General features: G+C 34.0%; 15 protein-coding genes. 11 read left to right on the top strand and 4 right to left on the bottom strand.

The window, feature by feature from the left end; genetic code table 11:
• The first annotated feature begins 39 nt into the window (after positions 1 to 39).
• Together ACH0B5_RS04445 and ACH0B5_RS04440 are read left to right on the top strand one after the other, a co-directional pair.
• Positions 40 to 399, top strand: coding sequence for a response regulator (locus tag ACH0B5_RS04445; RefSeq protein WP_122970626.1), 360 nt, complete (start codon positions 40 to 42; stop codon positions 397 to 399).
• A gap of 130 nt (positions 400 to 529) precedes the next feature.
• Positions 530 to 1,021 (top strand): CcdC family protein, encoded by a 492-nt coding sequence (locus ACH0B5_RS04440; protein ID WP_122970627.1) that lies wholly within the window; start codon positions 530 to 532, stop codon positions 1,019 to 1,021.
• A gap of 55 nt (positions 1,022 to 1,076) precedes the next feature.
• Here the strand turns inward: ACH0B5_RS04440 and ACH0B5_RS04435 are convergent, their stop codons facing one another.
• Entirely contained in the window at positions 1,077 to 1,508 is a 432-nt protein-coding gene (locus ACH0B5_RS04435; protein ID WP_277749706.1) for a DUF2621 domain-containing protein, read from the bottom strand.
• 124 nt (positions 1,509 to 1,632) lie between these two features.
• Here ACH0B5_RS04435 and ACH0B5_RS04430 point away from each other — a divergent pair, with 124 nt between their 5' ends.
• From ACH0B5_RS04430 to ACH0B5_RS04410, 5 genes are all read left to right on the top strand, one after another.
• A complete protein-coding gene (locus ACH0B5_RS04430; RefSeq protein WP_406927461.1) occupies positions 1,633 to 1,851 on the top strand; it encodes a DUF1659 domain-containing protein in 219 nt (72 codons plus the stop codon).
• 29 nt (positions 1,852 to 1,880) lie between these two features.
• Positions 1,881 to 2,108, top strand: coding sequence for a DUF2922 domain-containing protein (locus ACH0B5_RS04425; RefSeq protein WP_406927460.1), 228 nt, complete (start codon positions 1,881 to 1,883; stop codon positions 2,106 to 2,108).
• A gap of 86 nt (positions 2,109 to 2,194) precedes the next feature.
• The gene (locus ACH0B5_RS04420) at positions 2,195 to 2,323 is read left to right on the top strand and encodes a YvrJ family protein (RefSeq protein WP_122970630.1); all 129 of its coding nucleotides are present in this window, start codon (positions 2,195 to 2,197) and stop codon (positions 2,321 to 2,323) included.
• A gap of 115 nt (positions 2,324 to 2,438) precedes the next feature.
• The gene (locus ACH0B5_RS04415) at positions 2,439 to 3,053 is read left to right on the top strand and encodes an SCO family protein (RefSeq protein ID WP_406927459.1); all 615 of its coding nucleotides are present in this window, start codon (positions 2,439 to 2,441) and stop codon (positions 3,051 to 3,053) included.
• 124 nt (positions 3,054 to 3,177) lie between these two features.
• A complete protein-coding gene (locus tag ACH0B5_RS04410; protein WP_122970632.1) occupies positions 3,178 to 3,609 on the top strand; it encodes a CBS domain-containing protein in 432 nt (143 codons plus the stop codon).
• A 171-nt stretch (positions 3,610 to 3,780) separates the two neighbouring features.
• Here ACH0B5_RS04410 and ACH0B5_RS04405 read toward each other — a convergent pair whose 3' ends face one another.
• Both ACH0B5_RS04405 and mscL read right to left on the bottom strand, forming a co-directional pair.
• Positions 3,781 to 4,887, bottom strand: coding sequence for a methionine biosynthesis PLP-dependent protein (locus ACH0B5_RS04405; protein ID WP_406927458.1), 1,107 nt, complete (start codon positions 4,885 to 4,887; stop codon positions 3,781 to 3,783).
• A 196-nt stretch (positions 4,888 to 5,083) separates the two neighbouring features.
• Positions 5,084 to 5,476: a large conductance mechanosensitive channel protein MscL gene (gene mscL / locus ACH0B5_RS04400; RefSeq protein WP_122970634.1), complete on the bottom strand. Its 393-nt coding sequence runs from the start codon at positions 5,474 to 5,476 to the stop codon at positions 5,084 to 5,086.
• Between the two features lie 143 nt (positions 5,477 to 5,619).
• Here mscL and ACH0B5_RS04395 point away from each other — a divergent pair, with 143 nt between their 5' ends.
• Positions 5,620 to 6,309: a lytic transglycosylase domain-containing protein gene (locus ACH0B5_RS04395; RefSeq protein WP_406927457.1), complete on the top strand. Its 690-nt coding sequence runs from the start codon at positions 5,620 to 5,622 to the stop codon at positions 6,307 to 6,309.
• 159 nt (positions 6,310 to 6,468) lie between these two features.
• Here the strand turns inward: ACH0B5_RS04395 and ACH0B5_RS04390 are convergent, their stop codons facing one another.
• On the bottom strand, positions 6,469 to 6,726 hold the full coding sequence (locus ACH0B5_RS04390) for a GlsB/YeaQ/YmgE family stress response membrane protein (RefSeq protein WP_122970636.1): 258 nt from the start codon (positions 6,724 to 6,726) through the stop codon (positions 6,469 to 6,471).
• Positions 6,727 to 7,570: 844 nt separating this feature from the next.
• On the opposite strand from ACH0B5_RS04390, the gene ilvD reads away from it, so the two are divergent.
• The 3 genes from ilvD to ilvN all read left to right on the top strand — a co-directional run bounded on the left by ilvD (position 7,571) and on the right by ilvN (position 11,957).
• On the top strand, positions 7,571 to 9,241 hold the full coding sequence (gene ilvD, locus ACH0B5_RS04385) for a dihydroxy-acid dehydratase (protein ID WP_406927456.1): 1,671 nt from the start codon (positions 7,571 to 7,573) through the stop codon (positions 9,239 to 9,241).
• Between the two features lie 431 nt (positions 9,242 to 9,672).
• On the top strand, positions 9,673 to 11,442 hold the full coding sequence (gene ilvB / locus ACH0B5_RS04380; RefSeq protein WP_122970638.1) for a biosynthetic-type acetolactate synthase large subunit: 1,770 nt from the start codon (positions 9,673 to 9,675) through the stop codon (positions 11,440 to 11,442).
• Complete coding sequence (gene ilvN / locus ACH0B5_RS04375; RefSeq protein ID WP_122970639.1) at positions 11,439 to 11,957, top strand: acetolactate synthase small subunit; 519 nt, start codon at positions 11,439 to 11,441, stop codon at positions 11,955 to 11,957. Before ilvB ends, ilvN begins: the two co-directional genes overlap by 4 nt.
• Positions 11,958 to 12,005 lie beyond the last annotated feature (48 nt).

Raw genomic sequence — 12,005 nt, 5'->3', positions numbered from 1 at the left:
AGAAAATTGCCTGTAATATAGAAAAAAGGGGAATATATTATGCCAACAGTATTAATAGTAGACGATACACTTTTTATGCGAGTAAAAGTTGGCAATATGTTGAAGGAATGGGGTTTTGAAATTGTTGGAGAAGCTTCAAACGGTAAAGAAGCTGTAGAATTGTATAAACAATTACAGCCTGATCTCGTCATAATGGATGTTACAATGCCGATTATGTCTGGATTAGATGCTGTAAAAGAAATACTGCCCCAATATCCTAATGCAAATATAATAATGCTATCAGCTCTCGATCAACAAAAAATTATAGTTGAAGCAATTGAAGCGGGTGCAAAGGATTTTATTACAAAACCTTTTGAACAAAACCATTTGAAAATGATCGTTGATAATATTTTTGATTAATAATGAACTATAAAGAATCCTGCTAATCTTTTAGCAGGATTTTAATTGAGCATATTGTGGAATTTATTTAGAAAATAAGGTATTATCAATACGTTATTTTATATAGAGATTGCAAGAGGAGGGAAGAGTTATGTTCGTTAATATACCTTCTCAATATTTAATAATCGGTTCAACAGTAATGGCAATATTTATGGGATTATTTGTAATGTTTGTTCGTATCCGATCTCAAAAAAAACCAGTTACTGCTAAGAAAATCTTAATTCCTCCCATCGCTATGTCATCAGGTGCTCTGATGTTTATTTTTGAGGAATTCCGTGTTACACCGTTACAAATATTAGAAGCTGTCGTAGTTGGAATTATCTTTTCAACCGTATTAATTGCCACATCTAAATTTGAAGTAAGGCAAGATGAAATTTACATGAAACGTTCAAAAGCTTTTTTCTTTATTTTAGGAGGATTACTCATTATTCGAGTGTTTATGAAAGTAATTCTTTCTAATTCCTTTAATATAGGTGAACTTGGCGGAATGTTTTGGATTTTAGCATTCTCTATGCTATGGCCTTGGCGAATCGCCATGTTTATACAATATAAAAAAATTGAAAAAAGTTTAATTACAGCTTAAACAAAAGGGATTGTCTCGATGGACAATCCCTTTTGTTCATATGTAAAAAGATCACTTATTCAAAATATTGTTCATAAGGCGATACATCAATTTTCATTTCATCTAATTTTTTTCTTAAAAACTTATGATCCCGTTTTGGTGTTGCTTGAATATAACCTTTAATAATCAAATCATGGGTTATAGATTTCGCTTTTTCTTTTAAAGCAATTTCTCCAATTTTCCCCGCGATTTTTTCCTTTGCTACTTGTCGAAACAACTCAGGAACAGGACTTACTAATTCATTTAATAATTCCTTTGACTCATCATTCCAAAGATGGATTGTTTTATCTAAATAATAATTTTGCCAATCCAAATCTGACTTTCCATCCTGTTTTGGCAATGCCTTCAAAAATTTTCGGAACATGAAAAATCCACCAATACCCATTAACGTAATGAGGACGAATACCCAAAATAATATAAACCATAAAAACCAACCTTCTAAATTCAAACCGTTCACCTCTTTAATTTCAATAATATCTATTATAAAAGGAACTTCAAAAGTTTTCACTAAATTTAATGTCTCTTTTTCCATCATTAGAAGGTATTTATATTAATGAAAGGGGGAATGAAAGATGGCAGCATATAATTTTGAAAATGCCACATTAAAATTATCATTTGAAACAGGGGTTGATGAGCAAGGCAAGCCAATTATAACTTCTAAGACGTACAGAAATGTCCGTGCTAATGTGGAAGCTTCACAAATTGCTGCAGTAGTTCAAGTGTTAACAAGTCTTTCAAACTACACATTACAAAAAGCACAAAAAATCGAAACTGAATTTGTCGAACTATAATGCAATGAAAAAAGAAGGGAGTTTTTTAAATGGCACAAGTATTAGAGTTGAAATTTGATACAGCCAATGGCAAAACAATGACACTATCTGTAAATGAACCGAAACCAAACTTAACACCTACGGAAATCGCAGCGGCGATGCAAACAATTATGACAGCTGATGTTTTTCATAATGAAGGACATAAATTAGTAGCGATAAATCAAGCCCGTATTATTGAACGCAATGTTTCGGAATTTAATTTAACACAAAATAGTTAAAGAACATCAGATTAGAAGTCGGCAAAATCATCCATCAGATTTTGTCGGCTTTTTTATTCAAGTTATATCGAATGGAGGAAAAATTGATGCAAGAATGGGTCTCTTTAGTTCAAGAAATCGGTTTTCCAATACTCGTATCATTTTATTTGTTATACCGTATTGAAACGAAACTTGATGCAATTCACACTGCCATTATATCCATGCATCAAAATTAATTGTTAAAATAAAGTGGTAAAATTCACAAATTTGTTCGAGAACTATTAACTCGAATGGTTGTACTAAGTTTAGTATTTCGATAATATGAGAGAAGGACTAGAGGGAGTGAATACATTGAAAAAGAAATTAGTCGGACTTATCGGAATACTAACACTTATAACTATTTTAAGTGCATGTAGCAATTATAAATTTAAACCGGATATTGAATATGAAGTTGAAGATTTTACAGCTATGAATCATCGCGGTGAAGAAGTTTCGCTCGAGCAATTAAAAGGGAAACCTTGGTTAGCTATGTTTATATTTACAAATTGTACAACGATTTGTCAGCCAATGACTTTTAATATGACAACAATTCAAGAAGAATTAGAAAAACGTGGAGTGGAAGATTACAACATTGTCGGTTTCTCCGTAGACCCAGCCAATGATACACCGGAAGTACTTTCTGAGTATTTAAGTCATTACACATTAGCAGATGAATCGAAATGGAATTTACTAACGAATTATGATCAAAAATGGATTGAACAGTTCGCATTAAATTCATTTAAATCATTAGTGAAAATGCCGAAAGAAGGGGATCAAGTTATTCATGGTTCAACTTTTTACCTTGTAGATGAAAAAGGAACAGCAGTAAAAAGTTATACTGGTTATTCTGACAGTGCAGATGGTGTTCCATATGAGACGATTGCAATCGATATAGAAACTTTAATTAAAGAAAGATTAGATAAATAAAATTTTAAAAGTCAGGTATAGTTGCCTGGCTTTTTTTATGTTTTTTCTTTCCATTCATCCTTTTAGGAATAATTTTATTGAAATAACAGAAAATAAAAGAGTAAATTTGAATGGAGGTAAGAAAATGAAAACTGTTTCTGAAATCATGACGAAAGATATTAAAGTATGTACCCCCCACGATTCTGTAACAGCTGCTGCCAAAATTATGCGGGATATTGAGTGTGGTTCCGTACCTGTTTGTGAAGGAAAGGAAGTAGTAGGGATTATTACTGACCGTGATATCGTAATCACTTGTGTAGCAGAAGGAAAAGATAGTAATTCTGTTCACTGTCATGACTGTATGTCAACTGATGTTGTTACGTGTACAGCGGATACTGATATTCATGAATGTGCACGAATGATGGCACAGCACCAAATTCGTCGTATTCCAGTTGTAGAAAATGGAGAAATTGTAGGTATAATTGCAATTGGTGACTTAGCAAGAGAGAATATTTATGTAAATGAAGCAGGGGATGCTTTAAGTGATATTTCTGAGCACTCTCGTTACGATCATTAAAATGAATTAACGGTTAAAAGACGAAATATAAAAATCTGCTATTTTCTATGAAGTGTGTCAAATGGTCAATACAGAAGTCATAGCATTTTTTTATGCTATGACTATTTTGGTTGACGTCATTGTCTACGTACATTTCATTAGAAAACGAGCAGATTTTTCTTATATTATGTTTTAAAACTCTCGTCTTAATTGATCAAATACTTGTTTTAAATCAGCAATAATATCCTCAGCTTCTTCTACTCCAACAGAGAAACGTAACAAACGATCATCCACACCACGTGCAACTCGCTCTTCATATGGAATATCCGCATGGGTTTGGGTAGCTGGGTAAGTAATAAAACTTTCAACTCCTCCAAGACTCTCCGCAAAGGTAATTAATTGAATTTTTTGAAGGAAAGGATCTACCATTTCTGCTTTTTGAACTCTAAAGGATAACATACCACCTTTACCGGTATACAAAACATCGCTTACTAAAGGTTCAGATTCTAGATAAGCGGCTACTTTTTTACCGTTTTGATCATGTTGTTTTAAACGAAGGTGCATTGTTTTTAATCCTCTAATGACAAGCCAACTATCCATAGGGGAAAGTACTAATCCCATTTCATTATGGGCAAAGGCTAATTTTTCACATAAACTTTCTCCTTTAGCAACGACTAATCCTGCTAATACATCATTATGTCCTGCAATATATTTCGTTGCACTATGTAATACAATATCTGCACCATGTTCGATTGGACGCTGGAAGTATGGTGTATAGAAAGTATTGTCAACGATAAATAATAAATGATGCTTTTTACAAATTGCTGCAAATTGATCAAGTTCAAATTCAATCATAAGTGGGTTTGTCGGTGTTTCAAGGAAAATTGCTTTCGTATTTTCGTTAACAAGACCTTCTATCTCTTCAATAGAAGAAAAATAGACAGGGTTTATATTATATGTTTCACTAAACGTTTTTAATAAGCGGTATGTACCACCGTAAATATCATCAGGTACGATAATTTCATCTCCTGGTTTAAACAAGGAAAGAACGAGCTGAACTGCTGCCATACCTGAACTACAAGCAAAACCAGCATCACCATTTTCTAAGTCAGCAATACCTTTTTCTAAAATTTCACGTGTTGGATTTTTCGTTCGAGTGTAATCATATCCAGTCGACTGTCCAATTCCATTATGTTTATAAGCCGTTGACATATAAATGGGAGGATTGACAGCACCCGTTTTAATATCACTTAAATTTCCTAATTGAACAAGCTTCGTTTCAATTGAACGCTTTGTCATATAAATCACTTCTTTCTCTTTCAAAGTTGTCACATTTTACGAAACATTAGCAATGAATCGATTATTAATACAATTTATCACGTTAAAGTAGTGAAAACAACACTCTCGTAATGAAAAATAATATTTACATGGAAAAAGAATGAAAAAAGGTATAAATAAAAAGTATTTAACCAATAATAGTTAAATACTTTTTGAATTAAGATTGTTTATTTTTTAATAAATCACGAATTTCCATCAGTAGCTCTTCTTTTACATCAACTTCAGGAGCTGAAGGCTCTTCTGCTGTTTCTTCTTTCTTTTTACGATTTAATTTCGTTAATAGTCGTAATACCATAAAGATAGAAAAGGCAATAATAATGAAGTCAATGATAGATTGGATAAATACACCGAGTTTAATTTCTGCTTCGCCAATACCGAAAATAAGGCTATTTGTTAAATTTATACCACCTGTAATCATACCGATAAGTGGGGTAATAATATTTTCTACTAATGATGAAACAATTTTACCGAAAGCAGCACCAATAACAACACCGATTGCTAGATCGATAACATTACCTCTCATAGCAAATTCTTTAAACTCTTTCCACATTTTATATCACTCCTTGTTGTATAATACATAAATAGTATAGAAAGCTATTTTACATAAAGCTACCTTTTATTACAATATTTAAAATAAATTTTATTTAATTAATAGTTTTGAATCATAAATATCTCTTTAAGGATGTGGCTAAAGTGGCAAATAAAACTTTTAAAAAAAAGCCAAAAAAACCATTGATTAGCCCTGCTAAAAAATTATTTCTTATCGTTTTATTAATTCCTGTTTCCGTAACAGTTTATTTTTGTGTTTTTTTAGTTTGGGATAATATAAAAAATTTCTCCTCGTTTCATCATGAGGAGAAAATTAACATTCAAGAACATTTTGATATTGAAATTCCAGAGGAGTATATCCCTATATATATTTCAGCAGGAGAAGCATATGGAGTACCATGGACATTATTAGCAGCACATCATCGTGTAGAAACAAAATTTTCAACTATGAAGGAATTAATATCTCCCGCTGGAGCTGAAGGACATATGCAATTTATGCCGTGTACCTTTGTCGGTTGGAATCATCCAACATGCAGTGGGTTAGGAGAAGGGGAAATTCCTTCAGTTGAAAAAACAAATCCTGAAATGATCGAAAAATACGGTGGATATGGGGTTGATGCAAATGGCGATGGTATAGCCGACCCTTACGATATTGAAGATGCCATTTATAGTGCAGCAAATTACTTATCAAAATCAGGAGCTTCTGACGGAGAGTTGAGAAAGGCCATTTTTAATTATAACCATAGCGAAGAATATGTAGAAGATATATTGTATTATTATCATCTATATGAAGAAGTCGGCGAGGAACTTGTACAATTGAGTCGAAAAAATTAAATATCATTTATAAAAAACTGCCTTTTTTCTACGGCAAAAAAAGACGAAAGACTCATCATTCATCGATTTGGATACATCATATAGTTTGAATGAGTGGAGACTTTCGTCTTTATCCGTAGTTAAAAACAAATTTTATTCTTTTTAGACAAGAACATTGAATTAAGTCGCTTTTCTCATTGATCTCATAATGAGACTTACAATAAAGATTAAAACGATTGCACCAATTAGAGCAGGGAAAACGTAAAAATCAGAAACTTGCCATCCCCAATTTCCTAACACAGCACTGCCGATCCAGGAACCAACGATACCGGCTACAATGTTTCCGATAATTCCTCCAGGCACATCTCTACCGATAATGACTCCAGCAAGCCACCCAAGTACTCCGCCAATAACTAAATACCAAATGAAGCTCATCATTATTTAGTCAACTCCTTTTATTTATTAAAAGCGTGTACTTACCTATAGCCTAAAATTTGATCATTAAACTTGAATTAAAGTCTTACATCCTAGGTAATACAGCTCTTTAGTAAGTAATATGCACAATTATTAAAGAACAAATGCATCAATACATTCGAATTTAATTGGATCCGTAAATCATCCAACGGTTTTCATTGAAAATTTTTAAAAAACGTTCACAAAATATTCAAAAACTTTTGCTTTTTTAAAAAAGAGGGAGTATAATTTCAAAAAAGAAATAAAAAATAAAAAAATGAGGTGTTTAGTATGGATATGAAAATGATGAAAAAGTTAAATCGACGTGGAATACTTTTGGCCTTTTTGCACAGTGTCATACTATTGAACCTCTCATGGGATTTATTTCTAATAAAATAACAATGCATCAGCAAAAGCCTAGTAAATACTAGGCTTTTTATTTTTTCAAAAAAAGATTTTTAACATCCATATGATAAGAGCTCCTTCAAAGAAAATGAATCTGATTATCAAAATTAATTATTGGATTTTATTTAATAAATCATAAAATTTTGAAAAAATTTCAAAATTAATTAAAAAAACATAATGCTTGTTATAACGTGATTGTAAACGATTACAAATTATTGGAGTTTTTCAAATTGTGAAAATAATTAAAAAAATCATATTGACCTAACAACGGTTTTTGTACTATGATAACAACAATTTAAAACGTTCGCTCTAGTAAAGCGAACACAATCATGTAACTTAAATCCAACATGATTGAACAATTTTTAAACTATTATTCTATTTAAAATTTCATAACAGAGTAGAAAACATGAGGGGCGTTTCAATAATGAGAAGTGACATGATTAAAGTAGGAGTTGATCGTGCTCCTCACCGTAGTCTTCTTTATGCTACTGGTAAAGTAAAAGCGAAAGATTTAGGGAAACCATTTATCGGTATATGTAATTCTTATGTCGATATTATTCCCGGACACGTCCACTTACGTCAATTTGCGGACGTTGTAAAGGAAGCAATCATTGAAGCAGGTGGTATTCCATTCGAATTTAATACAATTGGTGTTGACGATGGAATTGCAATGGGGCACATTGGAATGCGTTATTCGTTACCAAGCCGTGAATTAATAGCTGACTCAGCAGAAACGGTTATTAATGCCCACTGGTTTGATGGTGTATTTTACATTCCTAACTGTGACAAAATTACACCAGGAATGTTAATGGCAGCTGTACGGACGAATGTACCTTCTATATTTGTCTCAGGTGGCCCAATGGAAGCTGGTAAATCATCTTCAGGAAAACAATTATCATTAACATCTGTCTTTGAAGGTGTTGGAGCACATAAATCAGGGAATATGTCCGCTGAAGAACTATTAGATATCGAAAATAATGCTTGTCCAACATGCGGTTCATGTTCAGGAATGTTCACAGCAAATTCGATGAACTGTTTAATGGAAATGTTAGGTGTAGCCCTTCCTGGAAACGGTACGATTGTTGCGACGAGTGAACAACGACACGAACTTATAAAAGAAGCAGCTAAACATTTAATTCGAATGATTAAAGAGGATATTAAACCTCGGGATATTATTACTAAAGAAGCAATTGATGATGCATTTGCCCTTGATATGGCAATGGGTGGTTCAACGAATACAGTTCTTCATACCCTAGCTATTGCAAATGAAGCTGAAATTGACTATGACTTACAGGATATTAATAAAGTTGCAGCCCGCGTTCCATACTTAGCCAAAATAATGCCAGCATCTGATATTTCCATGGATGATATTAATAAAGCTGGTGGCGTAAGTGCCATTATTAATGAGTTAACAAAAATTCCAGGAGCTATTCATCCTAATCGCTTAACCGTTGCAGGTAAAACGATGGAGGAACTAGTGAAGGATTATCAAATTACCAATGATCAAGTCATTCGTACAAAAGATAATCCATATAGCCCTGTTGGCGGATTATCTATTTTATATGGTAACATTGCACCTGAAGGTTCTGTTATTAAAGTTGGTGCTGTGGACCCATCCATTCAAACCTTCGTCGGTGAAGCTATTGTTTTTGATTCCCAGGACGAAGCACAAGCAGCCATTGATAACGGAACTGTAAAAGAGGGACATGTTGTCGTTATTCGTTACGAAGGGCCAAAAGGTGGTCCGGGTATGCCAGAAATGCTTGCTCCTACATCAGCCATTATGGGGAGGGGGCTAGGAACAAAAGTAGCTTTAATTACAGATGGACGTTTTAGCGGTGCTTCAAGGGGAATATCGATTGGACATATTTCACCGGAAGCTGCTGAAGGAGGTCCAATCGCTTTAATTGAAAATGGTGATACCATTGTCATTGACTTACCAAACAGAACAATTCACCTTGAAGTTTCAGACGAAGTGTTAAATGAACGTCGTCAAAATTTAAAACCATTCGAACCTAAAATTAAAAAAGGATGGTTAGCAAGATATTCAAAACTTGTAACAAATGCTTCTAAAGGCGGCATTATGAAAATATAATTCATCAGACTGGTTTATTAAAGTGATAATGGAAAAGTAAATATGTAAATTCGATGATGAGGTTAAAGGTTATAGAGTCTTGTATTTACCAGAGAGTCGGTATTGCTGGAAGCCGATGATACAACTATAACTGACATCCCCTCGGAGTGAGCTATTAAACGCGATTAGCCATTAGATAGCTCCGGGCATATTTCGAAGTGCTCGTTATAAACGAATAGTGTTCCTGTCTAGTTGCACATAAAAATTTCTAAATATTTAGAATTTTATGTAGATAGGTTGTTAAAACTATTCACGAGGTAGCAATTTGCTACGAATAAGGGTGGTACCATGAAAGTCTTTTTCATCCCTACGCGAAAGGTTTCTTTTGCGTTGGAGAAAAAGGCTTTTTTATTTTTATTTTTATTTTTTAAGTTAAAAGGAGGCGTCAACTAATGACTGCTAATGTATCAACAAGCGAAAAATTAGATGCAACTGCAAAAAGTCAATCACAACCTGAAGAAAAGTATAAACCAAGAAATGGTGCAGACTTACTAATTCAAGCACTCCATGATCAAGATGTTGAAATTGTTTTTGGTTACCCTGGTGGTGCTGTATTACATTTATATGATGCTATGTATAAAAATCCAATCCGACATATTTTAACAAGACATGAACAAGGTGCTATCCATGCAGCGGAAGGATATGCACGAGTTTTAAATAAACCAGGTGTTGTTATTGCAACAAGTGGTCCTGGTGCAACGAATTTAGTAACCGGAATTACAGATGCCATGATTGACTCCATCCCGTTAGTCATTTTCACAGGGCAAGTTGCCACTTCTGTCATTGGATCCGATGCTTTTCAAGAAGCTGATGTAATCGGCATTACTACACCTATTACAAAACATAACTATCAAGTACAAGATGTAAACGATATTCCGAGAATTGTAAAAGAAGCTTTCCATATTGCGAATACTGGTCGGAAAGGTCCTGTGTTAATTGACTTCCCTAAAAATATTTCTGCAGATGTTTTTGATGAAGCTTTAGCGGAGGCAAGTAGAGAAAAGGAAATATATTTACCAGGATATCAACCAAACTCAAAACCGAACTATTTACAAATACAAAAGGCGATCCAAGCAATTAGTGAATCGAAAAAGCCATTAGTTTTGGCTGGGGCAGGTGTATTATTTGCCGATGCGCGGGAAGAACTGACGGCATTCGTAGAAAAATACAAAATTCCTGTAGTCAATACTTTATTAGGTTTAGGAAGTATTCACGGTAATCATGAATTGAATTATGGAATGGCTGGCATGCATGGGGCTGTCGTAGCCAACGATGCAATTCAAAACACTGATTTACTTATTAATATTGGCGCTCGCTTTGATGACCGTTTAACAGGAGACACAAAACGGTTTGCACCTAACGCAACGATTATCCATATCGATATCGACCCAGCTGAAATTGGTAAAAATATTCCAACGGATGTACCTATCGTCGCCGATGCAAAGGAAGCTTTAAAAGCGATCTTGAAACAGGATTTCCAAGCTCCAGATACAAATGGATGGATCGATTATTTAAATGAAAAGCAATTAAATTTCCCATATTGGTATGTTGAAGATGAGAAAGAAATATTACCTCAACAAGCTATTCAATTGATCCATTCTATTACAAATGGTGATGCGATTATTACGACTGATGTTGGTCAACATCAAATGTGGGTTGCCCAATATTATCGCCAAAATTATGGTCATCAATGGGTTACTTCGGGTGGCCTTGGCACAATGGGATTCGGATTCCCAGCTGCCATCGGTGCCCAATTTGCCAAACCGGATAAAAAGGTCATTGCAATTTGCGGTGATGCTGGCTTTCAAATGACCGCACAGGAACTTTCCTTATTAAAGGAATTCCATTTACCTGTAAAAATTGTTATTTTAAATAATTTTGCATTAGGTATGGTTCGACAATGGCAACAAACCTTCTATGAGGGGCGCTACTCCCAAAGTTTAATGCCCGTACAACCCAACTTTGTAAAACTAGCTGATGCGTATGGCATTAAAGGTTATCAAATCGACACATTAGATGAAGCCAGTGCAATTTTTGAAGAAGCATTAAATTCTGACGAACCCGTTTTAATCGATTGTCGGGTAAAGCAAGTAGAAAACGTATATCCAATGGTTGCACCAGGTAAAGCATTACATGAAATGATCGGGGTGAAGAAATTTTGAAACGCGTCATTACAGTATCCGTTATAAACCAAAGTGGTGTATTGAACCGTATTACCGGACTCATGATGAAAAGGCAATTTAATATTGAGTCCATAACGGTTGGTCATACAGAACAATTAAACATTTCAAAAATGACTTTTGTCGTCAATGTAGAAGATGAAGTAAAGTTAGAACAACTTATTAAACAATTGTCCAAACAGATTGATGTGTTGAAGGTAAACGATATTACAGAAAAATCGATTGTACTAAGGGAACTTGCCCTTATTAAAGTCGTATCTCCTGGAAATGTCCGGTTGGAAATGAATGCAATTGTTGAACCGTTCAGACCACAAATTATCGATACATCTAAAAATGTTGTGACATATCAAGTCGTTGGTCATCCAGACAAAATTGATGCCTTTATAGAGCTTATACGTCCCTATGGTATTAAAGAATTAACAAGAACTGGGGTTACAGCATCTGTCAGAGAAACACAACCGTCAGATAATACACCACAACTTTCCATATTGAAGTAATTATTTAAAGGTTAATCGTTTAAACGCCAATCATTACTTATGGTTGAG

This window comes from Ureibacillus sp. 179-F W5.1 NHS, assembly GCF_045369345.1.
GTDB classification, from domain to species: domain Bacteria; phylum Bacillota; class Bacilli; order Bacillales_A; family Planococcaceae; genus Ureibacillus; species Ureibacillus halotolerans.
This window is presented reverse-complemented; position numbering and strand designations above follow the sequence as displayed.